The sequence below is a fragment of the Microtetraspora sp. AC03309 genome (assembly GCF_020826795.1).
Classification (GTDB): domain Bacteria; phylum Actinomycetota; class Actinomycetes; order Streptosporangiales; family Streptosporangiaceae; genus Microtetraspora; species Microtetraspora glauca.
Map to the genome: position 1 here is coordinate 35,649 of NZ_JADDIL010000019.1, position 25,922 is coordinate 61,570.

27 protein-coding genes are annotated in these 25,922 nt (G+C 70.4%); 20 read left to right on the top strand and 7 right to left on the bottom strand.

Annotation, left to right across the window (positions count from 1 at the left end):
- Nucleotides 1-92: 92 nt before the first annotated feature.
- Both IMZ11_RS13555 and IMZ11_RS13560 read left to right on the top strand, forming a co-directional pair.
- Nucleotides 93-1,475 (top strand): serine/threonine-protein kinase, encoded by a 1,383-nt coding sequence (locus tag IMZ11_RS13555; RefSeq protein WP_228641307.1) that lies wholly within the window; start codon nt 93-95, stop codon nt 1,473-1,475.
- A gap of 152 nt (nt 1,476-1,627) precedes the next feature.
- The gene (locus IMZ11_RS13560) at nt 1,628-2,638 is read left to right on the top strand and encodes an alpha/beta fold hydrolase (protein ID WP_228641309.1); all 1,011 of its coding nucleotides are present in this window, start codon (nt 1,628-1,630) and stop codon (nt 2,636-2,638) included.
- A gap of 137 nt (nt 2,639-2,775) precedes the next feature.
- On the opposite strand, the gene IMZ11_RS13565 is transcribed toward IMZ11_RS13560, so the two are convergent.
- The 3 genes from IMZ11_RS13565 to IMZ11_RS13575 form a co-directional block, all read right to left on the bottom strand.
- Nucleotides 2,776-3,642, bottom strand: a complete 867-nt coding sequence (locus IMZ11_RS13565; RefSeq protein WP_228641311.1) for an HAD family phosphatase — start codon at nt 3,640-3,642, stop codon at nt 2,776-2,778.
- Nucleotides 3,643-3,724: 82 nt separating this feature from the next.
- A complete protein-coding gene (locus IMZ11_RS46195) occupies nt 3,725-4,447 on the bottom strand; it encodes a DUF5667 domain-containing protein (RefSeq protein WP_228641313.1) in 723 nt (240 codons plus the stop codon).
- A gap of 50 nt (nt 4,448-4,497) precedes the next feature.
- Nucleotides 4,498-5,091: a sigma-70 family RNA polymerase sigma factor gene (locus tag IMZ11_RS13575; RefSeq protein ID WP_228641315.1), complete on the bottom strand. Its 594-nt coding sequence runs from the start codon at nt 5,089-5,091 to the stop codon at nt 4,498-4,500.
- Nucleotides 5,092-5,298: 207 nt separating this feature from the next.
- On the opposite strand from IMZ11_RS13575, the gene IMZ11_RS13580 reads away from it, so the two are divergent.
- Nucleotides 5,299-6,828 (top strand): hypothetical protein, encoded by a 1,530-nt coding sequence (locus IMZ11_RS13580; RefSeq protein WP_228641317.1) that lies wholly within the window; start codon nt 5,299-5,301, stop codon nt 6,826-6,828.
- A gap of 165 nt (nt 6,829-6,993) precedes the next feature.
- Here IMZ11_RS13580 and IMZ11_RS13585 read toward each other — a convergent pair whose 3' ends face one another.
- A complete protein-coding gene (locus tag IMZ11_RS13585) occupies nt 6,994-7,242 on the bottom strand; it encodes a glutaredoxin family protein (RefSeq protein ID WP_061253869.1) in 249 nt (82 codons plus the stop codon).
- Between the two features lie 340 nt (nt 7,243-7,582).
- Between IMZ11_RS13585 and IMZ11_RS13590 the strand changes: the two genes are divergently transcribed.
- The 13 genes from IMZ11_RS13590 to ccsB all read left to right on the top strand — a co-directional run bounded on the left by IMZ11_RS13590 (nt 7,583) and on the right by ccsB (nt 20,934).
- Nucleotides 7,583-8,320, top strand: a complete 738-nt coding sequence (locus IMZ11_RS13590; protein WP_061253868.1) for a redox-sensing transcriptional repressor Rex — start codon at nt 7,583-7,585, stop codon at nt 8,318-8,320.
- Nucleotides 8,317-9,624 carry a glutamyl-tRNA reductase gene (locus IMZ11_RS13595; protein WP_228641319.1) on the top strand — a complete coding sequence of 436 codons (1,308 nt, stop codon included), beginning with the start codon at nt 8,317-8,319 and terminating at the stop codon, nt 9,622-9,624. Before IMZ11_RS13590 ends, IMZ11_RS13595 begins: the two co-directional genes overlap by 4 nt.
- Entirely contained in the window at nt 9,621-10,532 is a 912-nt protein-coding gene (gene hemC, locus IMZ11_RS13600; RefSeq protein WP_061253866.1) for a hydroxymethylbilane synthase, read from the top strand. Before IMZ11_RS13595 ends, hemC begins: the two co-directional genes overlap by 4 nt.
- Nucleotides 10,529-12,118, top strand: a complete 1,590-nt coding sequence (locus IMZ11_RS13605) for a uroporphyrinogen-III synthase (RefSeq protein ID WP_228641321.1) — start codon at nt 10,529-10,531, stop codon at nt 12,116-12,118. The genes hemC and IMZ11_RS13605 overlap by 4 nt, the downstream gene beginning before the upstream one ends.
- Nucleotides 12,119-12,178: 60 nt before the next feature.
- Nucleotides 12,179-13,168: a porphobilinogen synthase gene (hemB, locus tag IMZ11_RS13610; protein ID WP_228641324.1), complete on the top strand. Its 990-nt coding sequence runs from the start codon at nt 12,179-12,181 to the stop codon at nt 13,166-13,168.
- Nucleotides 13,169-13,258: 90 nt separating this feature from the next.
- On the top strand, nt 13,259-13,903 hold the full coding sequence (locus IMZ11_RS13615) for a bifunctional DNA primase/polymerase (protein WP_061253863.1): 645 nt from the start codon (nt 13,259-13,261) through the stop codon (nt 13,901-13,903).
- Nucleotides 13,904-13,937: 34 nt separating this feature from the next.
- Nucleotides 13,938-15,227 (top strand): glutamate-1-semialdehyde 2,1-aminomutase, encoded by a 1,290-nt coding sequence (gene hemL, locus IMZ11_RS13620; protein ID WP_228641326.1) that lies wholly within the window; start codon nt 13,938-13,940, stop codon nt 15,225-15,227.
- 77 nt (nt 15,228-15,304) lie between these two features.
- Nucleotides 15,305-16,201, top strand: coding sequence for a LysR family transcriptional regulator (locus IMZ11_RS13625; protein WP_228641328.1), 897 nt, complete (start codon nt 15,305-15,307; stop codon nt 16,199-16,201).
- Between the two features lie 22 nt (nt 16,202-16,223).
- On the top strand, nt 16,224-16,862 hold the full coding sequence (locus tag IMZ11_RS13630; protein WP_061253860.1) for a histidine phosphatase family protein: 639 nt from the start codon (nt 16,224-16,226) through the stop codon (nt 16,860-16,862).
- A gap of 75 nt (nt 16,863-16,937) precedes the next feature.
- Nucleotides 16,938-17,522 (top strand): TlpA disulfide reductase family protein, encoded by a 585-nt coding sequence (locus IMZ11_RS13635; RefSeq protein ID WP_228641330.1) that lies wholly within the window; start codon nt 16,938-16,940, stop codon nt 17,520-17,522.
- Nucleotides 17,509-18,246 carry a cytochrome c biogenesis CcdA family protein gene (locus IMZ11_RS13640; protein ID WP_228641332.1) on the top strand — a complete coding sequence of 246 codons (738 nt, stop codon included), beginning with the start codon at nt 17,509-17,511 and terminating at the stop codon, nt 18,244-18,246. The genes IMZ11_RS13635 and IMZ11_RS13640 overlap by 14 nt, the downstream gene beginning before the upstream one ends.
- Nucleotides 18,247-18,273: 27 nt before the next feature.
- Entirely contained in the window at nt 18,274-19,938 is a 1,665-nt protein-coding gene (locus IMZ11_RS13645) for a cytochrome c biogenesis protein ResB (RefSeq protein ID WP_228641333.1), read from the top strand.
- Nucleotides 19,939-19,941: 3 nt separating this feature from the next.
- Entirely contained in the window at nt 19,942-20,934 is a 993-nt protein-coding gene (gene ccsB / locus IMZ11_RS13650) for a c-type cytochrome biogenesis protein CcsB (RefSeq protein ID WP_228641335.1), read from the top strand.
- A gap of 68 nt (nt 20,935-21,002) precedes the next feature.
- Here ccsB and IMZ11_RS13655 read toward each other — a convergent pair whose 3' ends face one another.
- Nucleotides 21,003-21,335 (bottom strand): PLDc N-terminal domain-containing protein, encoded by a 333-nt coding sequence (locus IMZ11_RS13655; protein WP_228641337.1) that lies wholly within the window; start codon nt 21,333-21,335, stop codon nt 21,003-21,005.
- A 409-nt stretch (nt 21,336-21,744) separates the two neighbouring features.
- On the opposite strand from IMZ11_RS13655, the gene IMZ11_RS13660 reads away from it, so the two are divergent.
- Nucleotides 21,745-22,491 carry a hypothetical protein gene (locus IMZ11_RS13660; RefSeq protein ID WP_228641339.1) on the top strand — a complete coding sequence of 249 codons (747 nt, stop codon included), beginning with the start codon at nt 21,745-21,747 and terminating at the stop codon, nt 22,489-22,491.
- Between the two features lie 10 nt (nt 22,492-22,501).
- Nucleotides 22,502-22,804 (top strand): hypothetical protein, encoded by a 303-nt coding sequence (locus tag IMZ11_RS13665; RefSeq protein ID WP_228641341.1) that lies wholly within the window; start codon nt 22,502-22,504, stop codon nt 22,802-22,804.
- A gap of 241 nt (nt 22,805-23,045) precedes the next feature.
- Here IMZ11_RS13665 and IMZ11_RS13670 read toward each other — a convergent pair whose 3' ends face one another.
- Entirely contained in the window at nt 23,046-23,285 is a 240-nt protein-coding gene (locus IMZ11_RS13670; protein ID WP_082776639.1) for a BldC family transcriptional regulator, read from the bottom strand.
- Nucleotides 23,286-23,521: 236 nt separating this feature from the next.
- On the opposite strand from IMZ11_RS13670, the gene IMZ11_RS13675 reads away from it, so the two are divergent.
- Nucleotides 23,522-23,731, top strand: coding sequence for a DUF4229 domain-containing protein (locus IMZ11_RS13675; RefSeq protein ID WP_061253856.1), 210 nt, complete (start codon nt 23,522-23,524; stop codon nt 23,729-23,731).
- Here the strand turns inward: IMZ11_RS13675 and IMZ11_RS13680 are convergent.
- Entirely contained in the window at nt 23,728-24,966 is a 1,239-nt protein-coding gene (locus IMZ11_RS13680) for a delta-60 repeat domain-containing protein (RefSeq protein WP_228641343.1), read from the bottom strand. The two genes, IMZ11_RS13675 and IMZ11_RS13680, sit on opposite strands and share 4 nt — an antisense overlap.
- Before the next feature lie 101 nt (nt 24,967-25,067).
- On the opposite strand from IMZ11_RS13680, the gene IMZ11_RS13685 reads away from it, so the two are divergent.
- Nucleotides 25,068-25,805 carry a demethylmenaquinone methyltransferase gene (locus tag IMZ11_RS13685; protein ID WP_061253854.1) on the top strand — a complete coding sequence of 246 codons (738 nt, stop codon included), beginning with the start codon at nt 25,068-25,070 and terminating at the stop codon, nt 25,803-25,805.
- Nucleotides 25,806-25,922 lie beyond the last annotated feature (117 nt).

The following is a 25,922-nucleotide window of genomic DNA, read 5'->3' on the forward strand; positions in this document are numbered from 1 at the left end:
TGCCATAGTGTGATAGATCACGAAGTGTCGGTTTCCGCCGCTTTGCGAGGGTCTTCCTCATTCCAGCACCGCCATTCGACGGGGGCGTACGGGTGACGGCATCAGGTGGTCTGCAGCCGGGTGATCCCCAGTCCATCGGTCCCTACCGGCTGATCCGGCGCCTCGGGGCCGGAGGGCAGGGCATCGTCTATCTCGGGACGGACGCCGGAGAGGCCGCCGTGGCGGTCAAGATCCTCCGGCCGGAGATCGCCCACGACGACACGACCCGCGAGCGCTTCGCCCGGGAGGTGACCATCGCACAGCGGGTGGCCTCCTTCTGCACCGCCCAGTTCCTCACCGCGGACCTCTGGTCGAACCCGCCGTACATCGTCACCGAGTTCGTGGACGGGCCGTCTCTCCAGGACGACGTGAACCGGAACGGCCCGCGAAGCGGGTCCGCCCTCCACCGGCTCGCCGTCGGGACCGCCACCGCCCTCACGGCGATCCATGAGGCGGGCCTGGTGCATCGGGACTTCAAGCCCGGCAACGTGCTGCTCGGCCAGGACGGCCCTCGTGTGATCGATTTCGGGATCGCCCGGGCCCTCGACGCGACGGCCACGGTCAGCAGCCAGGTCATCGGAACCCCGGCGTACATGGCGCCCGAGCAGATCGCCGGGGCCCCGACCGGTCCCCCGGCCGACGTCTTCGCCTGGGGTGCGGTTGTCGCGTTCGCCGCGACGGGGCGCTCGCCCTTCGCGGGCGACTCGGCTCCCGCGGTCCTCTATCGCGTGATCAATGCCGAGCCCGAACTCGACGGCGTGCCGGAGCCGTTGCTCTCCCTCGTGCGCCAGTGCCTGGACAAGGATCCGGCGGCACGTCCGACTACGCAGGAAGTGCTGATGCGGCTGCTCGGGTCGGCTGAGCCGGTCGCCGCCCCCGTGACCGCGTCGCGGAACATCTCACGCTCCGACGCGCGTCCCACCCGGCGGGCGGGTCGCGCGGGCCGGATGTACGCCCTCGCCGGTGGCGCGGCCGTGCTCGCGCTCGCGGCGGGAGCCGCCATCTGGGTCCCGAGAGACCCGGCAGGGGTCGGGCGGGGCGGCACGACCACCGGTCCCGCGGCCGCGAGGTCGTCGATGCCCGCGAACCCGAAGCCGCTGCGCTTCTCCCGGGCTTTCGAAGGCACGTGGCAAGGGGCGCTGGCGCAGAGCAACGGCAGGAACCGGCCCATGATCGTGACAATCCAGGCCGGCTTGCGAACGGCGGCGGTCAGCTATCCAGATCTTGGTTGCAGCGGAACGTTGACCCTCACCGGCCGGGGCTCGGGCGGGCAGTTCCTCCTGCACGAGTCCATCCTCAAGGGGACCAGATGCACCCGGGAGGGCGACTTCGCGATGAAGGCGAGTCGCAAGGACCTCACGCTGACGTACATCCCGCAGGGGGAGAGCGACGTCACCTACAGCGCCACGGTCACTCTGTTCCGCTCCGCCGGGTGAGGTTCCCTCCCCCTCCGACCTGGCGATTCTTTACCCGCGCTTATCGGTCTCGGGGTCTAACAATGGCAGCTACTGGTCGGTATGGTGTACTTCACCAAGAGGAGTACATCATGCACCAAAGCGGGATAAAGCGGAAAGTACTGCTTGCGGGAATGGCTTTGGGATACGCCGCGGGAGTGGTCCGGCGGCGCGCGGAAGCCGTACCCGCGACGGTGAACGGTTCCCGGCTCGGCTGCCTGGTGGGCAAGCCGATGACCGTGACCACGGATGATGGTGTGCATCTCGCGGTGGACGTCGACGAGCATCCGGATCCCGAGTTCGCCGTGATCTTCGCGCACGGCTGGGTGATGAACCGCCACTGCTGGCACATCCAGCGCGAGGCGCTGGCCGGCCGGGCCACGCTCGTCTTCTACGACCAGCGCGGACACGGCGCGTCCTCGGCGGGCCCGATCGACGACTGCACGATCGACCGGCTCGGCGACGACCTGGCCGCGGTCATCGAGCAGGCCGTCCCGGAAGGGGTGCCGGTCGTGCTCGTCGGCCACTCGATGGGCGGCATGAGCATCATGGCGTTCGCCGCCCGGCATCCGGAGTTGCTCGCCTCCCGTGTACGGGGTGTCGCGCTGCTCAGCACGTCACCGGGTGAGTTGTCCCGGCACACGTTCGGCCTGCCGTGGCCGGTGGGGCGGCTGGCCGCGTTCGTCACGCCGATCGTCTTCGAGGGACTGCTGGCCCAGGCCGCGTGGATCGACCGCAGCGTCGCGCTCAAGACGCGCACCCACCTCCCGGTGGCCCGCTACATCGCCTTCGGCGGCGGCGCGCGGCCCGACCATGTGCGGTTCGTGAGCGACGTCGCGGCGGCCACCCCGACCGAGGTGATGGTCGGCTTCTTCCGCGGCCTCTGCGTGCACGACAAGCTGACCGCGCTCGACGCGCTGCGCTCGATCGAGACGCTGGTCATGGTGGGCGAGAACGACCGTGTGACCCCGCCCGCGCACAGCCGCAGGATCGCCGAGACGCTGCCCGGTGCGCGGCTCATGATCGTCCCCGACGCCGGACACATGATCGGCTTCGAGCGCCCGGACCTGGTCAACGACGCCCTGAACGACTTTCTCGACCGGATCGCCCACTCGGCGGTCAGTGGCCTCCGCCGGTACGCGTGACCGGGACGACAGGCGGCGACACGTACGAACGACGTCCTCGCTGCGGGGCGCGCCGCGGAGGACGCCCTCTCGGGCGGTGATCGAGAGCAGGACGGCGGAGGGGCCACGTCCTGGGCGGATTCTCCCGCGCCGAGGGATCAGGACGAGCGGTAGTGCTTGCGGAGCGCGATGCCCGCGGCGATGCCCCCGGCCACGGCGCCCGCGGTCGCCGCGATCGGCAGGCCGATCAGCGTGGCCTTGCGCCCGGTGCGGAAGTCGCGGATCTGCCAGCCGTGCTCCTTCGCGTGCTCGCGCAGCTCGCTGTCGGGATTGACGGCATACGGCCGGCCGACCAGCGACAACATGGGCAGGTCGTTGGCCGAGTCGCTGTATGCCGAGCAGTGGGACAGGTCGAGCCCCTCCCGGCGGGCCAGCGCCCGGATGGCCTCAGCCTTGGCCGGGCCGTGGAGGAGATCGCCGACGAGCCTGCCGGTGTAGACGCCGTCCGCGGTCTCCGCGACCGTGCCGAGCGCGCCGGTCAGGCCGAGCCGCTGGGCGATCACCCGGGCCAACTCGACCGGGGTCGCGGTGACCAGCCAGACCCGCTGGCCCGCCTCCAGGTGAGCCTGGGCGAGCGCGCGCGTCCCGGCCCAGATCCGGTCGGACATGACCTCGTCGTAGATCTCCTCGCCGAGGCGCACCACCTCATCGACCTTGAGGCCGGCCACGAAGGCCAGCGCCGTCTCCTTGGCCTTGGCGATGTGCTCGGGGTTCTCGTTGCCGCGTACCCGGAACCACGCCTGCCCGACGGCGAACCTCACCAGATCGTTGGTGGTGAACAGGCCGCGCGCGGCCAGACCGCGCGCGAAGTGGTAGATCGAGGCGCCTCGCATCATGGTGTTGTCCACGTCGAAGAACGCCGCGGCCGTCAGGTCGGGCTCGGCGCTCGGGGTGGGGACCACCGCCGCGGCCGCCACCTCTCCCGCGATCTCCGCCGCTTCCCGCCGTCGTATTAGCCGCTTCATAGGCCATCAGCTTAACCGTCCGGTTGGTGGATGACGGTGTACGCGGCGTTAGCGCCGAGTGACCGTATTCCATGCAAGCAGGTCACTCAACGGGACTCGTGAAGGTGTCGATGTAGGTGAGGTACTTGGTCGCCTTGTCGCGGTTCTCCCGATCGAGCTTCGGGAGCAGCGGCTCCACCATCGTGCGCTGCTCGCGGGCGAACCGCCGTACCTCGCCGTCGGGCTTGTCGTCGCGCGGCCTGACCCGGGCCAGCGCCGCCCGGGTGGTCCTGGCCATGTCGTCGAGGGCCTGTGTGATGAGTTCGTCCCGGCCGGGCCCGGGCGCGCCGGCCAGCGTCGCCGCCTCCGCCGCGCGCAGCCGGGCCGCCGCCATCTCGCGCTTCGCCAGTTCGGTGTCGCTCGTGGCCAGCCGCAGCACGGTCGCCTCCGCCGCCCGCTTCAACGGGTAGAGCATGTCGCCCGGCACCGAGTCGTACGCCCGGGAGCCGGTCAGGAACATCACGCCGAGCAGCATCGTGAACACCACCGCCGGGCGGAGCCGTACGAGGAGGGAGGGTCGGCGGACCTCCGGCCGCTCCGCGGGAGGCCGCTCGGCGGGCCTGCGCTCGGCGGCGTGCGCTTCGAGCAGGTCCGCGCGCAATTTGGCCCGGAAGTCCGGCCGTGGGCCGCCGCCGATCCGGGAACCGACCTCGGCGATCCGCGTGGTGACACGGTCGGTGGCACGCCCCGCCCATCCGACCCGCCGCCGGCGCCGCGGCCGCCACCAGCCCATGAACGCTCCCGAGATCCCCCGTTGCCGATCCACGCCTGTGTCATGCCCAACGAGGTGACGCGGCCAGGGTTACGGCACGTGAGCTAACCGAGATCTTTCGGAAGCACGCGGGCCAGCGCCTTGATCGCCCGGAACTGGAGTGCCTTGATCGCGCCGCTCTGCTTGCCCATGATCATGGCGGTCTCCGCGAGCGACATCCCGTGCAGGAAGCGCAGGACGACGCACTCCTGCTGCTCGGCGTTGAGCCGCGTGATCGCCCGTAGAACGTGCTCGTTCACCATGTTGGCGACGACGGCGTTCTCCGGGATGTGCTCGCCGTCGAGGGGGGTGTCGAGGACCTCGGCCGTGGACACCTCAAGCCGGCTGCGTCCCGATTTGTAGTGGTCGGTGACCAGGTTCCTGGCGATGGTGACCAGCCAGGCGCCGAAGTCGCGACCTTGCCAGGTGAAGTCGGCGATGCCGCGCAAGGCGCGCAGGAACGTGTCGCTCGTCAGGTCCTCGGCGAGCGCGTGCGAACCCACGCGGAAGAACACGTAGCGGTAGACGAGGTCGACGTATCGGTCGTAGAGCATGCCGAACGCCTCGGTGTCGCCGGTCTTGGCGCGCAGGACCAGCGTGCGCATCTCGTCGTGTTCGAGCTGCGCCGCCGCGGGGGCGGCGGGGGGTGCCTGCCGCACCACTCCAGCGGCTGGAGGGGAGAGCCCGGCGAACGGCCACGATGTCGGCATCCGGTGATCCCAAGGGGAAGGGGAGTCGGCGTGCTCGAACACTCTAGAAATCATCGCGAGATAACACAATCCACCGTGCACGGTAATCACGTCGCGTAACGGGCCGGGACACCGGCTACCGGTCAGTGCGCGAAGTCCGGCAGCATAAGGTCCACCATGGAAGTCCTTGTCGCTGTCATCGCGTTCGCCGGCGCCGTTCTCGCCGCCATCACCACCGGTGTCGTCGTCGGTCGCATCCGCGAGAAGCCGTCGGGATGGCTGGTCGCGTGGGCCGTCACCACGGGTGCGCTGTGCCTCTCCCTCGGGGCGATCGCCACCGGCCAGCTGATCGGGTTCGGGCCGGTGACCTTCCGGTTGTTCCAGATCACCGGGTCACTGGTGGCGCCGCTCTGGCTGGCCGTGGGCGTGGCGCAGCTGGTCGCGAGGAAGGCGTTCCCCCGCTTCGCCGGCTGGCTTCTCGGTGGCGCGCTGACGGGCGTCGGCGCGGTGATCATGCTGATCGACCCGATCAGCAGCGCGTTCACCAAGACGTTCCCGCCGGCCGACGAGTTCTGGGACATCTGGCCCGAGTGGCTCCTGCGCGCTGTCCACGTGGTCGTCATCGGGATGCTGGTGATCTGGCTCCTGATCGCGGTGCTGCGCGGGCGCAAGGGCGACGACTACGACCTCGACAACATGAACGCGACGGTCGCGCTCGCCCCGGCGGGCATCGCCGTGGCCGTCGCGCTGGAGTTCACGCTTCCCGGGATCGTCGTGGTCGCCTTCATGGCCGCCACCGCCGGAGCCGTGTGGTATGCCCTCGCCCGCCCGCTCGCGCCATACGAGGACGAGGACGAGGAGGAGGACGAGCCGGACGCCCGTGAGCCGCAGGACGAGTGGTCGGGCCGTGGCAGGCGCGGCTCCGACGACCGGCCGGCGCCGCCGGCCCAGGTCCCCCCACGGCGCTCCGGCCTGGGAGATCTCGTCGCGGAGTACCGCGCGGGGGAACAGGGCGATGTCGACTACGCCGCGCGCATGCAGCCGTCGGACGCCTTCGGCGGCCAGCCGCAGGGTCCCCGGGCAGGCCAGGACGGGTACAGCGGCCCCCGCGGGCGCGAGTACACGATGCCTCCGGCGGCGGACGCCGACTACGCGATGCCCGGCGCGGCTCCGGAGTACAGCATGCCGCAGGCCGCTCCGGAGTACAGCATGCCGCAGGCCGCCCCGGAATACGGCCCGCCCCAGACGGGCCGGCCCGAGTACGGTGTTCCGGCCACGGGCACGGTCTTCCCGGGCGCGGACATGGCGGCGAACCTCGGCGTCGGGTTCGGCGGTTCCGGCGCCGCCGCACCCCGGCAGGGCGGGTCGGTGCGGCCGTCGCCCAACATCTACGGGTTGCTCACCGTCTTCACGCTGATAGACGGATCGGGAGAGGCGTTCGACAAGCTCGCGGAGGAGACCGTCGAGGCGGTGCAGCGCAACGAGCCCGACACCCTGGTCTTCGTCTGCCACGGCGTGAAGTCGGCGCCGCTGCAGCGCATCGTGTACGAGCTCTACCGGGACGAGGTGGGATACACCGAGCACCAGCGCCAGCCGCACATGGAGCGGTTCGCCACGGAACGTACGGCGCTCGTGCTGGCCGCCAACGTCATCGAGTTGACCGTGAACGCCGCCAAGGTCGTCCCTCTCCCCACCACGTTCAGGTGAGCGGTCCCGTCGAGGGCGCGGGGAACCAGGTGGCAAGGGCGGGAGTCGCCTCAAGGGCGTCCCGAACAGGTCGTGCCGAAGGCGCGACGATCAGACGTAGAGCGATCGGACACTCAGGGATCGGACACGGAGCGGTCTGACGTTGCGCGGTCGGGCGTTGCGCGATCAGACGCTGAGCGCGGCGCGGAGACGGGCTTCGTCCACGCGCCAGAAGTCATGCTGGACCCCGTCGATCAGGGTGACCGGGATCATCTCCCAATATTTGGCGTGATCCTCCTCGGAGAGGGTGATGTCACGCTCTTCCCACGGCACACCGAGATCCGCGGCCACGCGCTCGATGACGGCCCGCGCGTCGTCGCAGAGGTGACAGCCGGGCTTGCCGATGAGGGTGATCCGATGCTCGCGAGGTGCCATGGCGCCAGCCTATTGGGCCGCCGCGCGCAGCCTTTCGGGAGCGCCGCCGTACGGTCGGGCGCGGTCTTTCGGGACCGGCGCCGAACGTCAGGCGGTGGCCTCTCGGGAGCAACCCGCCGTACGCGGGGCGGCGCGAGACGGACCGAGCGCGTCCCTGCAAAGCGGCCGCACGGCTAGGGCCGAGTTGGAGACCGGGCCCGCGCTTTGGGACAGTGAACGAGCACTGACTTTGTGCATCGCTTCACAAAGGCACTAACCTGTAGGAACGCGAAATTCGGTTACATCCACTCGTACGGTCGGAGACGGTCTCCGGCTGTCCGTCCCCCTGGAGCACCGGCAAGTGACCCGCCGTATCCCTCAAGCGCGAGAGCGTGGCATTCCCGATGCGACGGTCGCGAGACTGCCGCTCTACTTGCGTGCCTTGAACGGGCTGGCCGAGCGTGGCACGGCCACGGTCAGTTCGGAGGACCTCGCGGTCGCGGCGGGGGTGAACTCGGCCAAGCTCCGCAAGGACCTCTCACACCTCGGGTCGTACGGCACTCGGGGGGTGGGGTACGACGTCCAGTACCTGATCTACCAGATCTCGCGTGAGCTAGGTCTCACCCAGGATTGGGCCGTCGCCATCGTGGGGGTGGGTAACCTCGGGCGAGCGCTCGCTAACTATGGAGGGTTCGTGTCCCGGGGTTTCCGGGTCGCGGGCCTGTTCGACGCCGATCCCGGAGTGGTGGGCGAGCGGATCGCCGGGCTCGTGGTGGAACATGCCGACGGGCTCGAGTCAGTGATCAGGAAGCGCGGGGTGTCCATAGTGGTGATCGCGACGCCGGCGACGGCGGCGCAGGAGGTCTGCGACCGCGTCATCGCCGCGGGCGTCACCAGTATTTTGAACTTCGCCCCCGTGGTGCTGACCGTGCCGGACGGCGTAGATGTTCGTAAAGTCGATTTATCCATTGAACTGCAGATTCTTGCGTTCCACGAGCAGCGTAAGGCGAGTGGAGGGCCCATGATGGGCGATGAGTGGCCCGATGGGGTGGTCGTAGTGAGCGAGCGCGGAGCGCCGCTGGGCGAGGCGAGCCAATGAGCATCCTCGTTGTCGGCCTGAGCCACCGCACGGCACCGGTGGCCCTGCTCGAACGCGTCTCGGTGAGCGGCGACGCGCTCGCCAAGCTGCTCCTCGACGTGCGCGGCGAGCCCACTGTCTCCGAGGCGATGGTCGTCTCGACCTGCAACCGGGTCGAGGTCTACGCGGACGTGGACCGGTTCCACGGCGCCGTCACGGCCGTCACCGACCTGCTCGCCGCGCACTGCGGCATCAACCAGGAGCAGCTCACCCCGCACCTCTACGTGCAGTACGAGGACCGCGCCGTCCACCACCTGTTCTCTGTGGCCTGCGGCCTCGACTCGATGGTCGTCGGCGAGGGGCAGATCCTCGGCCAGATCCGCGTGGCGCTGAAGCTCGCCCAGGATCAGGGCACCGTGGGGAGCATTCTCAACGAGCTCTTCCAGCAGGCCCTGCGGGTCGGCAAGCGGGCGCACGCCGACACCGCCATCGACCGGGCGGGAGCCTCCCTCGTCGGGGTGGGCCTGACGCTCGCCGAGCGTGAGCTCGGCCCGATCTCCGGGAAGCGGGCGCTGGTCGTCGGCGCCGGGTCGATGAGCGCGCTGTCCGCCGCCACCCTGGTCCGTTCGGGCGTGACCGACATCGTCATCGCCAACCGCACCTACGACCGCGCCGTACGCCTGGCCGAGTCGGTCGGCGGCCGGGCGGTCCGGCTCACGGAGATCCCCGCCGAGATCGCCGAGGCGGACGTCGTCATCTCGTGCACCGGCGCCGGATCATGCCTGATCACCGATGAGACGGTCGCGGGGGCGGTGGGCCGCGGACGGGATCTCTTCCTGCTCGACCTGGCCCTCCCGCACGACGTCGACCCCGGCGTACGGGCGCTGCCCGGCGTGACGCTGGTCGACCTGGAGTCCATGCAGCAGGCCGGCGTGGCCGACGACATCGGCGACGGCGGCCGGGCCGAGGCCATCGCCGCGGTTCAGGCGATCGTCACCGAGGAGGTGGCCGCCCACCTCGAAGCGGAGCGCGCCGCCCGGGTGACCCCTACCGTGGTCGCGCTGCGCAGCAAGGCGGCAGAGGTGGTCGACTCCGAGATGGGCCGGCTGATCTCGCGCGTCCCCGAATTGGAGGGACGGCTGCGCGACGAGGTCGCACAGACTGTCAGAAGAGTCGTGGACAAGCTGCTCCACGAGCCGACCGTACGTGTCAAGCGGCTGGCGTCCTCGCCTGGAGGCGATCAGTACGCGGAGGCCCTCCGCGAGCTGTTCAACCTGGATCCCCAGAAGCCCGAGGCCGTGTCGCGGATGGAGGTCGAGTCATGAGCGCTCCTCTGAGGATGGGCACCCGCAAGAGTGAGATGGCCACGACGCAGTCCGGGCTGGTGGCCAAGCGGCTCACCGAGCTGACCGGGCGCGAGGTGGAGCTGGTGGGCATCACCACGTACGGTGACGTCACCAAGGCCAATCTCACCCAGCTCGGCGGCACCGGCGTGTTCGTCAGCGAACTGCGCAACAAGCTGATCGAGGGTGAGATCGACTTCGCCGTCCACTCGCTCAAGGATCTGCCGACCGCGGAAGACCCCCGGATCACGCTGGTCGCCACGCCGCCGCGTGACGACCCGCGCGACGCGCTGGTGAGCACGGCCAAACTGGCCGACCTGGCACCCGGCGCCCGGGTGGGCACCGGCTCGCCGCGCCGCGTCGCGCAACTCCGGTCCCTACGGCCGGACCTTCACTACGTCCCGATCAGGGGAAACGCGCCCACCCGCATCGGCAAGATCGCCGCGGGTGAGCTGGACGCCGTCGTGCTGGCCACCGCCGGGCTCTGCCGGCTCGGCCGCGACGGCGAGATCTCGCAGATCTTCGAGGTCGACGAGGTGCTTCCGGCGCCCGGCCAGGGCTCACTCGCCGTCGAGTGCCCGGCCGATCGCGCCGACCTGATCGAGTTGCTGGGCGTCCTCGACGACCCGCGAACCCGCGCGGCGGTGACCGCCGAGCGCGCCGTGCTTTCCGCCCTCGAAGCCGGTTGCGCGGCACCGGTAGGTGCTTTCGCGTCCGATGACGGGCACATTCTCAACCTGACCGCTGCCGTCGTCGCCATCGACGGCGTCAGGTCAGTGCGCAAGTCCACCTCCGGACCTCGTCTGGCGGCCATGGACCTCGGCCGTGATCTCGCGGCTTCCATGATCGCTGAGGGGGCCGGCACGTTGATGGGGGAGCAGGCCCATTGAGCCCCACAAATACCATTCCAGAGCCCCGATCGGGTTTCGTCGCCTTCATCGGCGCCGGCCCCGGTGACGAGAACCTGCTCACGCTGCGTGGCGCCGACCTGCTGGGCAGGGCCGACGTCGTCGTGCTCGACCAGCAGGCGTACGGCGCGCTGCTCCGGCACTGCCGCAAGGACGTCGAGGTGGTGGACATCACCGCCGAGGCCGCCGAGAACTCGATCTCGCTGAAGACGCTGCAGGACGCCAAGGCGGGACGGACGGTCGTACGGGTGTGCCCGGGCGATCCGTCGTTCTTCTCCTCGGTCACCGAGGAGGTGGCGGCCTGTGCCAAGGCCGACGTGGACTTCGAGATCGTTCCCGGAGTCCCGCCGGCGACGGCCGTGCTGACGTACGCGGGCATCCCGCCGGCGGTCGCCGTTCCGGAGTTCCGCATTGTCGACGCCGCGCAGGTGTCCGACTGGTCGCGGCACGCCGGATGCGAGGGCACGCTGGTCATCTACAACGGCGTCGCGGAGGCCGTCCCGATCGCCAAGGCGCTGATCGCGGCGGGCAAGCCCGACTCGACGCCGGTCGCGGTGACGAGCGAGGGCACCACCACCGAGCAGTTCACCGTCGTGTCGTCGCTCGGCCGCATCGGTCCCGATCTCAAACACGCGGGCATGACCGAGCCGGCGCTCATCGTCGTCGGCGACGCCGTCGGCATGCGCGACCGCCTGTCGTGGTTCGAGACGAAGTCCCTGTTCGGCTGGCGGGTCCTGGTGCCGCGCACCAAGGAGCAGGCCGAGGGGCTGTCCGAGCAGCTCCGCTCGTACGGCGCGGTGCCGGAGGAGGTGCCGACGATCTCCGTCGAGCCGCCCCGGACGCCGCAGCAGATGGACCGCGCCATCAAGGGCCTGGTCACCGGCCGCTACGAGTGGGTCGCCTTCACCAGCGCCAACGCCGTCAAGGCGGTGCGGGAGAAGTTCGAGGAGTACGGCCTGGACGCGCGGGCGTTCGCCGGGCTCAAGGTGGCGGCCGTCGGCGGTGCGACGTCCCGCGCCCTGGTCGAGTTCGGCGTGAAGCCCGACCTGGTCCCGACCGGCGAACAGTCGTCCGAGGGGCTGCTCGCGGAGTGGCCGCCGTACGACTCGATGCTGGACCCGATCAACCGCGTCCTGCTGCCCCGTGCGGACATCGCGACCGAGACGCTGGTCGCGGGTCTCACGGAGCTCGGCTGGGAGTGCGACGACGTGACGGCGTACCGCACGGTGCGCGCGGCGCCGCCGCCCGCTCCGATCCGGGAGGCGATCAAGGGCGGTGGCTTCGACGCGGTGCTCTTCACCTCGTCGTCGACCGTGCGGAACCTCGTCGGCATCGCCGGCAAGCCGCACAACGTGACGGTGATCGCGGTGATCGGTCCGCAGACCGCCAAGACGGCGGAGGAGTTCGGCCTCCGGGTCGACGTGATGGCCGACAGGCCGTCGGCCTCCGCGCTCGCGGCGGCCCTGGCGGAGTACGGTGCGAAGCAGCGGCACGCGGCCATCTCGGCCGGGGAGATGCCGCGCAGGCCCTCGCAGACCCGCAGGGGGGCGCGCCGGCGCTTCAAGTGACCCGAGCGCCCTCCGGCGGCCGTCCGCGGGCCCCGTCCAGTCCGAGTGGAGAACACGATCGTGAACGCTGAATATCCGGTGGCCCGGCCACGGCGGCTGCGCCGTACGGCGTCGATGCGCCGCATGGTGGCCGGGACGCGTCTGCACCCGGCCGAGCTGATCCTGCCGATGTTCGTCAAGGAGGGCATCGCGGATCCGCAGCCCGTGGCGTCCATGCCGGGGGTCGTCCAGCACACGCGTGACTCGCTGCGCAAGGCCGTCCACGAGGCGGCGGAGGCGGGGGTCGGCGGCGTCATACTGTTCGGCGTTCCGCTGCACAAGGACGCGCGCGGTTCGGCGGCCGACGACCCCAGGGGCGTCGTCCAGCTCGCGCTCGCCGACCTCGCGTCCGAGGTCGGCGACGCGCTGGTCCTGATGAGCGACACCTGCCTGGACGAGTACACCGACCACGGTCACTGCGGCCTGCTGACCGAGTCCGGCGAGGTGGACAACGACGCCACGCTGGAGCGGTACGCCTCCGCGGCGGTCGCGCAGGCGCGGGCGGGATCACGTGTGATCGCGCCCAGCGGCATGATGGACGGCCAGGTCGGGGCGATCAGGCAGGCCCTCGACGCCGACGGCTTCACGGAGATCCCGATCCTCGCCTACTCGGTGAAGTACGCTTCGGCGTTCTACGGGCCGTTCCGCGACGCCGCCGAGTGCGCGCCCCAGTTCGGGGACCGCAGCGCCTACCAGCAGGACCCGGCCGGTCCCATCGGCGAGGCACTGCGGGAGGTGCGGCTCGATCTCGCCGAGGGCGCGGACGCGGTGATGGTCAAGCCCGCGCTCGCGTACCTGGACATCCTGCGGCAGATCCGCGACCTGGTCGAGGTCCCGGTGGCGGCCTACCAGGTGAGCGGCGAGTACGCCATGGTCGAGGCGGCGGCCGCGAACGGCTGGATCGACCGCGAGCGGATCATCATGGAGTCGCTGGTCGCCATCCGCCGGGCCGGAGCGGACATGATCCTCACCTACTGGGCCACCGAGGTCGCGCGCAGGCTGCGCGCATAGGGGGCTTCGCCCGGGGGCGGTGCGGTGAGCGCTGATCCGTAAAGGGCATTATCAGGTACAGCAAAAGAGCATCCGTGGGGGAGGAGCACGATGGTGGGGGCACCGCTGGTCCGCCGGACGAAACGGCGTGCGCATCGAAAGCCACGGAAGATCACGTCTGTACTGGAATACGCCCAGCTCGGCTGGGCGAGCTGTCTTGGCGCCCACCCGCTCCGCGAGGGTGGGCGCGCCTGTTCCTGCGACCGCGTCGGTTGTCCCGACCCGGGCGCGCACCCGCTGTCCCCGGCGTGGCAGATGGAGGCGACGGTCGACTCCGCCCTCCTCACGCGCCGGTGGGAGCACAACCCCGACGCCAATGTGATCCTGCCCACGGGCCGGGTGTTCGACGTGTTCGACGTACCGGCCGTCGCCGGGATGGCGGCCCTGACCGCCATGGACTCCACAGGACTGGCCACGGGCCCGGTCGCCGCGAACGGCGACCGGGTCCTTTTCTATGTGGCGACGAGAGGCGCGCCGGAGGACGAGGACGAGTGGTGGTCCTGCCACCTCGACTGCGACCCCGCGACCATCGAGGCCACGCCCGGCCTGCGCTGGCACTGCCGCGACAGCTACGTGCTCGCTCCGCCCTCGACGTTGGTGACCGGCGCGGTGGTGAGCTGGCTGCGTCCCCCGGACGGGCGCCCGCTGCCGGACCCGCTCCGCGTCCTGGATCTGCTCGTCGACGCCTGCGAGTGAAGGGCCGCGACACGTCGCCCGTAGGCTGGAAGGCGTGAGCCGTACGGAGAAGTCAGCGGAACTGTTCGAGCGGGCGCGGCGCATCGTGCCCGGTGGCGTCAACTCCCCGGTGCGCGCGTTCGGCGCGGTCGGGGGAGTGCCCAGGTTCATGGCCTCGGGCCAGGGGCCGTACATCACGGACGTGGACGGCAACCGCTACGTCGATCTGGTGTGCTCCTGGGGGCCGATGATCCTCGGGCATCGCCATCCGGCCGTGATCGAGGCCGTCGAGGGCGCGCTGGCCCACGGTCTGTCGTTCGGGACCGCCACCGAGGGCGAGGTCCTGCTGGCCGAGGAGATCGTCTCCCGCGTGGCCCCCGTGGAGAAGGTCCGGCTGGTCAGCTCCGGCACCGAGGCCACCATGTCGGCGGTACGGCTCGCGCGCGGCTTCACCGGCCGGGCGAAGGTGGTCAAGTTCGCCGGTTGCTACCACGGGCATGTGGACGCGCTGCTCGCCTCGGCCGGGTCCGGGCTGGTGACGTTCGGTCTGCCGGACACCCCCGGAGTGACCGGCGCGTCCGCCGCCGACACGATCGTCCTGCCGTACAACTCGATCGAGGCGGTCGAGGAGGCCTTCCGCACGTTCGAGATCGCCTGTGTCATCACCGAGGCGTGCCCGGCGAACATGGGCGTGGTGCCGCCCCTGCCCGGCTTCAACCAGCGCCTCCGCGAGCTCTGCACGGAGAACGGCGCGCTGCTGATCATCGACGAGGTGCTCACCGGTTTCCGGGTCTCCGCCTCCGGTTGGTACGGCCTCGACCCCGTCGAGGCGGATCTCATGACGTTCGGCAAGGTCATGGGCGGCGGGATGCCGGCCGCGGCCTTCGGCGGCCGGGCCGAGGTGATGGCGCTGCTCGCGCCGGAGGGTCCGGTCTACCAGGCCGGGACGCTCTCGGGTAACCCGCTGGCCTCCGCGGCCGGCCTGGCCACGCTGAGGGCCTGCGACGCCGGTGTGTACGAGCGGGTGGACGCAGCGGCCCTGCTCGTCGGCCAGGCGGCGTCCGACGCGCTGGTGGCCGAGGGGGTGCCGCACCGCCTGCAGCGCGCGGGCAACCTGTTCTCGATCTTCTTCACCGACGGTCCGGTCAAGGACTTCGCCTCGGCGAAGGCGCAGAGCCCGGAGGTCTACCGCGCGTTCTTCCACGGGATGCTCGACCAGGGGGTCTACCTTCCGCCGTCGGCGTTCGAGGCGTGGTTCCTGTCCGCGGCCCACGACGAGGAGGCGCTCAACCACGTCGTCGAGGCGCTGCCGCTCGCCGCGAAGGCCGCCGCCGCGACGCTGTAGCCCCTGGCGCCGGAGGGCCGGGGTGACAGTTCAGTGACATTGGGCTCCATCGAGCGCGACCGTTTAGACTGGCTTACATGTTGGACCTGAACCGGTTGAAGGCGCTGCACGCGGTGGCCGTCTACGGTTCCGTCGCGGCCGCCGCGGAGGCGCTGATGGTGACCCCGTCGGCGATCTCCCAGCAGTTGGCGAAGCTTGAACGCGAGACCGGTGCGGTCCTCGTCGAGCGCAACGGGCGCGGAGTGAAGCTCACCGACGCGGCCGGGCTGCTCGCCGACCACGCGGAGAAGATCCTGGCCCTGGTGGAGACGGCCGAGGCCGACTTCGAGGCGCTGCGCGGCACCGTGGTCGGAAAGCTCGTGATGGCCGCCTTCCCGACCGCGGCCAGGGGGATCATGCCGCAGGCGCTGCTGCTGATCAAGAAGAACCATCCCGATCTCGATGTGGTCCTCTACGAGCGGGAGCCCGATCGGCAGATCCGTGAGGTGTCCCGGGGCGAGATCGACCTGGCCCTCGTCCAGGACTGGCTCAACCGGCCGATGGCCATCCCCGAGGGGTTGTCGCGCGCGGCGCTGCTCGACGACGTCGCGGACGTGGTCATGCCCGCCGGTCACCCGCTGGCGACCAAACGGGAGATCGAGCTGGCCGACCTCCCCGGTGAGGGCTGGATCAGCGGCACGTCCGGCACGGTCTGCCACGACTTCCTGATGTTCCTGCTCCGGTCGGCGGAGAAGGAGCCCAGGATCGTCGCCATGGCCGACGAGTACCCCACCCAGCTCGCGCTCGTCGCGGCGGGCCACGGCTACGCGCTGATCCCCCGCCTCGGGCGCGGCCAGTTGCCCGAGGGCGTGCGCGCGATCCCCGTGGTGCCCCGGCTGCAGCGGCGCATCTACGCGCTGTGGCGCACCGACGCGGCGCGCCGTCCCGCCATCAGGGCCGCCGTCGACGCGCTGCGCACTGCGTGTGCCGCATGACCGGCGGGTAGGCTCACCTGCCATGACCGAGACCACCGTCGTCCACCTGCTGCGCCACGGCGAGGTTCACAATCCGGAAGGCGTCCTGTACGGCAGGCTGCCCGGCTACCACCTGTCGGAGAACGGGCGGCTGATGGCCGAGACCGTCGCCAAGGCGGTCGCCGGACGCGACATCGTCACCCTGTGGAGCTCGCCGATGGAGCGCGCCCAGGAGACCGCGGCCCCCCTGGCCGGCGTCCTCGGCCTGGAGGTCACCCTCGACGAGCGGCTGATCGAGGCGTCCAACGTCTTCGAGGGGTTGCGGGTGGCCGGAGGCAACGGAGTGTTCCGCGATGTCCGGGCCTACCGCCACTTCGTGAACCCGTTCCGCCCGTCCTGGGGCGAGCCGTACGGCGATGTGGTCCTGCGGATGAAGGCGGCCATCGACGACGCGCGCGAGGAGGCGCGGGGGCACGAGGCGCTGCTCGTCAGCCACCAGCTGCCCATCTGGATCGTCCGGCTCGCGGCGGAGAGACGCCGGCTGTGGCACGATCCGCGCCGCCGTCAGTGCTCCCTCGCCAGCCTCACCAGCTTCACGTTCGAGGGCGACAGGCTGAGCAGCATCGGCTACAGCGAGCCCGCGGGCGCACTGGTGCGGGGCAACCCCGTTCCCGGAGCTTGACCCGTTGGCGGGAGCACCGTACCCGCTGGGTAGAGTGACAGCTCTACCGGTTGTAGTAATAGGAGATACTCCCGCGTGTCCGCCAAGAGTCTGTCTCTGATCGCTGCGAGCACCGCTCTGGCCGTGACAGCCCTCGCGGGTTGCGCGGGGAACCAGCAGCAGTCCCAGCCGCAGTCCGGTGACACCCGTTTCGTCGCGGGGGACGGCAAGGTCCAGGTCTTCGACGCCGCAGGCCGCGTCAAGGCGCCGGCGATCGAGGGCACGACCCTCGACGGCGCGACCCAGAAGCTCGGTTCCGGCACGGTCTACGTGCTGAACTTCTGGGCGTCCTGGTGTGCTCCGTGCCGGGCCGAGGGCCCCGTGCTCAAGGACATCGCGGCCAAGACCAAGGACAAGGGCGTCCAGTTCCTCGGCGTCAACTTCAAGGACCAGAAGGCCTCGGCCCAGGCGTTCGACCGCTCGCTGCAGCCGGGATACCCGAGCATCTTCGACCAGGCCGGCCGGGTGCTGCTCTCCTTCCAGGGCACCGTGCCGCCCGCGGCGATCCCGTCCACCCTGATCATCGACGGCCAGGGCCGGATCGCGGCGCGCGCCCTGGGCGCGGTGAAGTACAACGACCTCCTCGCCGCGATCGACAAGGTCACCGATGAGCGCGGCTGATCTGGCCACCACCGTCGCGTCCGGCTCGCTGCTGGTCGCGATGCCGATCGCGGTCGCGGCCGGCGTGGTGTCCTTCCTCTCGCCCTGCGTGTTGCCGCTGGTTCCTGGCTACCTCTCCTACGTCACGGGCATGAGCGGCGACCCCAGGCGGGGCCGGATGGTGCTGGGCAGCGCCCTGTTCGTCCTCGGTTTCGCCGCGGTCTTCGTGCTGGGCGGGGCGCTCTTCGGTGGCCTCGGCGGCGTCCTCTTCGGCAACATCGATGTGATCACGCGGGTGCTCGGGGTCGTCACGATCGTCCTCGGCCTGGCCTTCATCGGCCTGATCCCGGGGCTCCAGCGGGACGTGCGCATCCACAAGGTGCCAGCCGCCGGGCTCGCGGGCGCGCCGCTGCTCGGCGTCGTCTTCGGCCTCGGCTGGACCCCGTGCATCGGGCCCACGCTCGCCGTGGTCCTCGCGCTCTCGGTCGACCAGGGCAGCGCCGCGCGCGGTGCCGCGCTCGCCTTCGCGTACGCGCTGGGCCTGGGGGCGCCCTTCGTGCTCGCCGGGCTGGCCTACCGCAGGGCACTCCACGCGTTCAAGGCGGTACGCCGCCACTCCCGCCTGATCACCCGGATCGGGGGCGTGATGCTGGTCGGCGTCGGCGTTCTGCTGGTGACCGGGCTCTGGGGGAACCTCATCGCCGGCCTGCAGGTCTGGGTGGGCGGATTCGAGCCGGTGATCTGAATGACGATGAAAAACGATGAATCCGGCGTGAGCGAGCAGCCGGAGCAGCCGGAGCAGCCGGAGCGGCCGGAGCGGCCGGAGCGGCCGGAGTTGCCGGACCAGCGCGAGCCCGCGCGGCCGGTGGGCCTCGGCGTGGTCGGCTGGCTGCGGTGGGGCTGGCGGACGCTCACGTCCATGCGTACCGCCCTGATCCTGCTCTTCCTGTTCGCGCTCGGCTCGGTTCCCGGGTCGGTCTACCCGCAGCGGAGCGTCGATCCCGGCCGGGTCGCCCAGTACTTCAAGAACAGCCCGACCGAGGCCGAGTGGCTGGACCGGCTGTGGATGTTCGACGTCTTCACGTCGCCCTGGTTCGCCGCCATCTACCTCCTGCTGTTCCTCTCGCTCGCCGGATGCGTGTTCCCGAGGGCGGTCGTCCACTTCAAGGAACTGCGCAAGAAGCCGCCGGCCGCTCCGCGCAACCTGAACCGGCTCCCGCAGAGCGCCGCCTTCGAGGGCGATCTGACCGTCGAGTCGGTCGCCGCGAAGCTGCGCCGCAACCGGTTCCGCGTCGTCACCGGCACCGACTGGGTCTCCGCCGAGAAGGGCTACCTGCGCGAGACGGGCAACCTGCTGTTCCACGTCTCGCTGCTCGTGCTGCTGTTCGCGGTCGGGGCGGGCGGCCTGTTCGGCTACCGCGGCAACGTCCTCGTCGTCGAGGGCGACGGGTTCGCCAACGCGGTGGCGGCCTACGACCGCTTCATGCCGGGACAGCGGGTGTCGGCCGAGTCGCTCCAGCCGTTCTCGTTCACGCTCAAGGAGTTCCAGGCGACGTACGTCGCGTCGGGGGACAAGCGGGGCCAGCCGCTCGACTACTCGGCCACGCTGTCGGTCCAGGACTCGCCGTCCTCGCCCTCGCGGGAGGTCGAGCTCAAGGTCAACGAGCCGCTCGACGTGGACGGCACGCTGACCTACCTCCTCGGCCACGGGTACGCCCCGACCTTCAAGGTCACCGACGGGAAGGGCCACACGGCCTACGAGGGGTCGGTCGCCTGCCTGGCGAGCGACCAGGCGACCTACACCTCCGAGTGCGTCATCAAGGTTCCGGACGCCCTGCCCGACCAGCTCGGCTTCCTGATCCGCTTCCTGCCGACCACCGTGCCCAACGGCGCCGCGTGGGTGTCGGTCTTCCCCGGCGCGGCCAACCCGACCGTCCAGGTATTCCCGTTCTCCGGCGACCTCGGGCTGAAGTCCGGGCAGCCCCAGTCGGTGTACCAGCTCGACACGGACAACCTGAAGCCGCTCGGCAAGATGTCCGCCCAGCCCACGCCGCTCAACGTCGGTGACACGCTCGAACTCGCCGACGGCGCCGGGAAGATCGAGTTCACCGGGGTCAAGGAGTGGATCAGCCTCCAGACCGCCTATGATCCGGGCCGGGTGCCCGCCTTGATCGCCGCCGCCGCGGCCGTGCTCGGCCTGGTGATGTCCCTGACCGTACGGCGCCGCCGGGTGTGGGTGCGGATAACGGACCGGAAGGTCACGGTGGGAGGATTGACCCGCACCGAGGGCGGCGGCGCGAGCTTCGCGGAGGAGTTCGCCGAGATCGTCACGATGCTTCGTGGTGCAGCCCCCTCCGAGACGTCTCAGCCCGAGGACGCCGCCACCGCGATCGACCGCGAACCCGTTTCGCCGAGCAACCGCTCGTCCGAGGAGTAGAAGATGCCGCCCGCCCAGATCAACGAGGGCCTCGCCACATTGAGCGACCAGCTCATCCTGGTGACCGTCCTGCTGTATCTCATCGCCATGATCGCCTATGCGCTGGAGCTGGCCTTCGGCAGGTCGCGGACGGCCGCCGCGGTGAAGACCCGTGAGCTGGTCACCGTCGGCGCCGCCGGATCCGACTCCTCAGTCGCCGGATCGGCCGCGGACTCCGCCGCGGACGCGGAGGGTGAGAGCCGTACGACGCCGGTGGCGCCGGCCGGCTGGGCGGTCAAGGCCGGGGCGGTGGCGGTCGTCATCTCCTGGCTCGGCTGGGCGGCGAACCTGGCCGGCCTCCTCACCCGCGGTTTCGCGGTGGACCGCTGGCCGTGGGCCAACATGTACGAGTTCGTCGTGGCCCTGTGCTTCGCCTCGGTGACCGCGTTCCTCGTCCTGCTCACCCGGCAGCGCATCCGCTTCCTCGGCGCGTTCGTGACGGTGACCGCCGCTCTCGGGCTCGGCTTCGCCGTCCTCTTCCTGCACGTCCAAGCCGGGCCGGTGATGCCCGCGCTGAACTCCTACTGGATCGCGATCCACGTCACCGCCGCGATCATCGCGGGCGGGCTGTTCCTGGTCGCGGGGGTCTGCGCCGTCCTCTACCTGGTGCGCAACGACGGGCGGATGTCGGTGCTGCCGGCCAAGGAGCAGCTCGACCGCATCGCCCACCGCGCGATCGTGATCGCCTTCCCCATCTGGACGTTCGCCGTCATCGCGGGCGCCCTGTGGGCGGACCGCGCCTGGGGCCGCTACTGGGGCTGGGACCCCAAGGAGGTCTGGTCGTTCATCACCTGGATCGCCTACGCGGCCTACCTGCACGCCCGGGCGACCGCCGGATGGCGCGGCAAGGCGGCGATGATCGTCTCGCTGGTGGCCTTCGCCTGCCTGCTGTTCAACCTGGTCGGCGTCAACATCTTCTTCAGCGGCCTGCACTCCTACGCGGACGTGCCCAAGTAGACAGCTGAGCGTCCGGGTCCGAGCGGGCCCGGAACCCGAGGTCCCCGGGCTCACGGAGCCCGGGACCGTCAGTCCTCGTTCCGCAGGCGGCGCTCCAGCGCGCGCAGGAACTCCGGGTCGTCGTCCGGCCCTCGCGGTGCCTCGGCCCGCGGGGGCCGTTGCCATGCCTCCCGCTCGTCCGGTCCTTCCCGTGTCCCCGCCGTCTCCAGTACGGCATCGCCGCTCCGTGGACGGCCGAGGGCCAGCCAGAACACGCCACCGACAGCCGCCAGGAACAGCACGACCAGCACCCACAGCAGCTTGGGGAGGTTGCGCACCGCGCCTTCCGGCGTCGTGATCACGTCGAACAGGCAGTAGAGCCAGAAGGCCAGCAGCGCCAGGCCGAGAATCACGCTAGGCATGCCCACACGGTAAGCCATACCGCCGCGTGATCGGGCCTGGTGTCACGCGGAAAGCGCGTAGCCGTAGGGGATCCGGGGGATGACGGGGCGCGCACGGGCAACGTACGGTGGACCGGTACCGCGCCCCCCGGATCATGCCGGGCCCGGCGCGGCGGTGGGCACCGCCCAGAGCGAGGGACGAGTGAGCACATGGGCACCGTAGGCGGACGGACCCCGCCGAGGCGCGAGGTGGGAAGGGCGCCACGAGCCGCCGTTCCCGGCACGTTCACCGGCAGGGCGACGGGTGGGGGCCATGGCGCAGCCGAGCGATAGGGGCCGCCACAGGCGCGGCTCGCGTTGGTGGCAGCGCGGTGCGTACGCCTCGCCGGCACGCGCCACGGACGCACCGGAACGTTCCCCGGAGCGGACCGTGGAGCGGGGCGTGGAGCGGGGCGTGGAGCGGATACACGCGGTCACCGCGCCGGTCGTGGACCGCCCCCAGTACACCTGGAGCGACTTCGAGCTGGACGACCAGCCCAACCGCGCGCGGCCGCACCGGCCGGACGCCCCGGACCTGCGGGACGGCCGGCGGCACTGCGGGCCCCTGGAACGCGTCCTGTACCGCGAATGGGACGCGGGGGACGGGCCGCCCTCGGCGGACGCCGTACGCGCCGTGGACAGCCTCGCCAGGCTCCCCGAGCGGCTCAAGCTGATGCTCGCCACCACGCTGGACGGCATCTACGTGGGCCGTGGCGGCGTTCCCGACCTGGACGACATGGGTTATCTGCGCGGGGCCCCGCTGCCGTCCGGCCGGGCGACCTGGGACGCCTGCGCCGGCGCGTACGGCGACCGCAAGATCGTGGTGGGCGACCGTCCGTCCCCGACACCGGACGTGATGATGCACGAAGTCGGCCATGCTCTGGACGACGTCGACGCGCATCCGGGAGAGTGGGTCTCCGACTCGCCCGAGTTCGCCGCGCTGTACGAGGAATGCTTCCCGCTGGTCGCCTCCGCGTTCCACCGGCAGCCAGGAGGGCTGGGGCGCAAGGAGTTCTTCGCTGACGCGTTCGCGGCGATCGCATCCCGGCAGCGCCCGGCCCTGGTCGACATGCTGGGCGGTGACACGCGGGCGGCGCTGAACGTGATGTTGTTCTTCAACAGGCGCTACGGAATCTAGGTGATCGTGGATGTACGTTATCCGGCTCACTGACGGGACACTGCGCGTGCCGCAATCACTGGCCAGCGACGACGGCCGTCTGATCGGCAACGCGTACGTCGACGTCGTCCCGGGGGAGCCGGACTACGACCGGTGGCTCGCCGAGTCGGTGACCGAGGAGGAGGACGCCGAGCGGCGTCGCCGGTGGCGCGAGGAGAACGACGACCTGGAGCGGGAGTTCCTGGCGTTCAAGGCGGACGCGGAGGTCCGGGAGGCCGGCGGCGTCGTTGGAACGGGACACGACGAGGGGGGCGGCGCAGGAGAGCCGCGCTGAGGTCGCCGCGCCGTGCGCCGCGTCGTGGGGTCGAGTCTGAGACCGTGGCCGTGGCAGTCGCCGTCGTTTGAGGTCGCGGTCGAGGTCGTACTGGCGCCACGCGGAGGAGCAGGACGTGCCGGAAGCGCGGGTGGCCGCGTGGCGGTACGACGTGGGGAAGTCAGGGCCGGGTGAGCGGCACCGACTGACGCGGGTGACCCTGCGGCATCCGGGTGGCACGCAGGATCACCTGGTCGGTGTATCAGACCCGAGGTGAGTCGCCGTTAGGCCGGTCGGCCGTCAGGACATCCTCTCCACGGAGGAGGGCGTGCACTTCCGACTCTCGGAACCGCCGGTGCCCTCCGGGGGTACGGATGCTGCTGATTCGTCCCGCCGCGGCCCAACGTGTCACGGTCTTCGGGTCGACCCGGAAGAGGGCGGCAACCTCTCCAGGGGTCAGCAGTCGCTCGCTGCTACTCTCCACAATCTCTCCCCCTCGCATCCCGCGTCCTGCAGCGGGCGGACAGGTAACCAGTGTGCCTAGCGAAGCCTGATTTATCCGTGGTTTTCGTAGAAGATCACGGGTTGTTATCGGCTCAGTGCCCGATTGTTATATGATAGAGCCTCTTTGGGGTGCTCATGGGTGTTTCTTTACAAAAGCGCCCACTTGGGCACACTAGCAGTGCTCGGGCGGGATGCGAAGAGAGTCACTCGGCTCCGTGACGTAACCTCGACGGTGTGCGTCCGGTTGTCGTTTACACGCTCTCTCGCCTCGGTCTGTTCGCCGTGGCCGTCGCGGTCCTCTATCTCCTCGGGCTGCGCACGTACCTACTGCTCATCGCGGCCTTCGTGGTCAGCGGCCTGGCCAGCTACGTGCTGCTGTCCAAGCAGCGCGACGCGGTCAGCGAGCAGGTCGTGCAGAAACGCGACCGGCCGACGGGAAACTAGGGCAACGGGAACATGCCGATCCGGGCATGGTACTCATGCCCGAGCTTCGTCGTGTCACTTCCGACCAAAAGACCGCTCTTTGTGGTCAGGAACGCCTTTACTCCGATTCCTCGGGTACGCGTGGGGTTCCAGCTGAGCGCCTTGCCCGTGGTCGGATGGATCGCTCCGATGCCCGTCCGCTGGACCGCTCCAGGCCCGGCGGTGTCGGAACCCTTCGGGTTGTTGAGCCAGCGCAGGTGCCCGCCCACATAGACGGCCGCGCCGGTCACCGCGACCGAGTAGAGCGAGTCGCCTCCGGTCAGGTTGACCCAGGTGGGGCGGATGTCGTCGCCGCGTGAGTACATCTCGAACCTGGCCGCCGAATCGCAGAGCTTGCGAGTGCCGGGAGCCGGGCCGCCGGTCGTCACTACGACGAAGTACCTGCCGTCGGGGGACACGTCCAGACCCCGCACGTACCAGGGGAACACCGCCATGCAGGAGGGCGCGTACACCTCGGTGCGCCAGTCGGCCACCCGGTTCCTGACCAGGTCGATCACCGCGACCTGCGGCCTGCGCAGTCCGTCGACCGAGGTGAACGAGCCGTCGATGACCAGCCGGTCGCCGGTGGCGGCCATGGCGTAGACCTTGGTGCTGGCGCCCCGGGGAGCGCCCGGCGTGATCGTGAACGCGGGGTCCACCGCCCCCGTGGAGGCGTCGATCCGGGCCAGTGCCGTGCGGGGCGTGCTCCCGATCTGGATGAAGTCGCCGCCGACGTAGATCTTGTCGCCCTGGCGGACCAGGCTGGCGACGTCGCCGCCGAAGGCGGGTGCGTCGAAGGACGTCACGGCGGAGCCGTCGGTCAGGCTGAGCCGTACGAGCGCGCGCGCGGGGAAGTCGAAGGAGCCGCCGACGTAGACGGTGCCGTCCGCGCCGGAGGCCAGGGCGTAGACCGGACCGCTGAAGCTGGGGGCGAATCCGGCAAGGACCTTTCCGGTGCGCAGGTCGTAGGCGAAGAGGTTCTCCCGTGGCAACTGCTCGTCGCTTCCGGCGTCGCTGACGGCGCTGAACTCCCCGCCGACCACCACCGTGCCGCCCACGAGCGCGATCGCGTTCACGATGCCGTCGAGCACGTGGGGGGTGTTCGCGACGGGCTTCTGCGAGACCACGCCAGGTTGCCGGACACCGGCCTGGGCTGTGCCGGCGGGGAGTACGGCGAGAGCCGCGACGAGGAGAGCGGCGGAGCGTCTGGCAAGCATTCCCGAAGTTCTAGCACACCCTCCGTAATCAATGTGCTACGTTCCGCGCATTTCGAGCGGGTGCGGAGAGAGCATCCGGCGCGCGGCCTAGGCTTGCGTCCATGACGCGCGCTTCGCTGGACAAGCAGCCGCACGAGGTCGCCGCGATGTTCGATCGCACGGCCCGGCGCTACGACCTGGTCAACGACGTCCTCTCGCTCGGGCAGGACCGGCTCTGGCGTAAGGCCACGGCCGCCGCGATCGACGCGGGGCCGGGCGAGCTGGTGCTGGACCTCGCCGCCGGTACGGGCACCTCGACGGACGCCTTCACCCTGCTCGGCGCGCGCGCGATCGCCTGCGACTTCTCCATCGGCATGTTGCGTACGGGAGTGGAGCGGCGCGGCGGCTCCGGGTTGTCGGGCGGCGGGGTGCGCGGGGTCAGCTTCGTCGCGGGCGACGCGCTCAGGCTGCCCTTCGCCGACGGCGCGTTCGACGCGGTCACGATCTCCTTCGGGCTGCGCAACATGGCCGATACGCACGAGGCGCTGCGTGAGCTGCTGCGGGTCACCAGGCCGGGGGGTCGCATGGTCATCTGCGAGTTCTCCCGGCCGCAGATCAAGTCCTTCGAGTTGGTCTACTCGCAGTACCTCATGAAGCTGCTTCCGCAGGTCGCGCGGGCGGTCAGCTCCAACCCGGACTCGTACGAGTACCTCGCGGAGTCGATCCAGGAATGGCCCGACCAGCCGGCGCTCGCGCGCATCATCCAGGAATCGGGCTGGAGCAAGGTGGCCTGGCGCAACCTGTCCCTGGGCATCGTGGCGCTGCACCGTGCGGTCAAACCTAAAGTTACCAACAGGTAGTCGTACCCCTCTGACATGGAACGCGTAAGAGGGGTTAGACTTCCGCCGACAGTTTGTGAAGTGGTTCACAAAGGCACGAAGGTCCCGTATCCAGTGGAGATCTTCGTCCGAGGACAG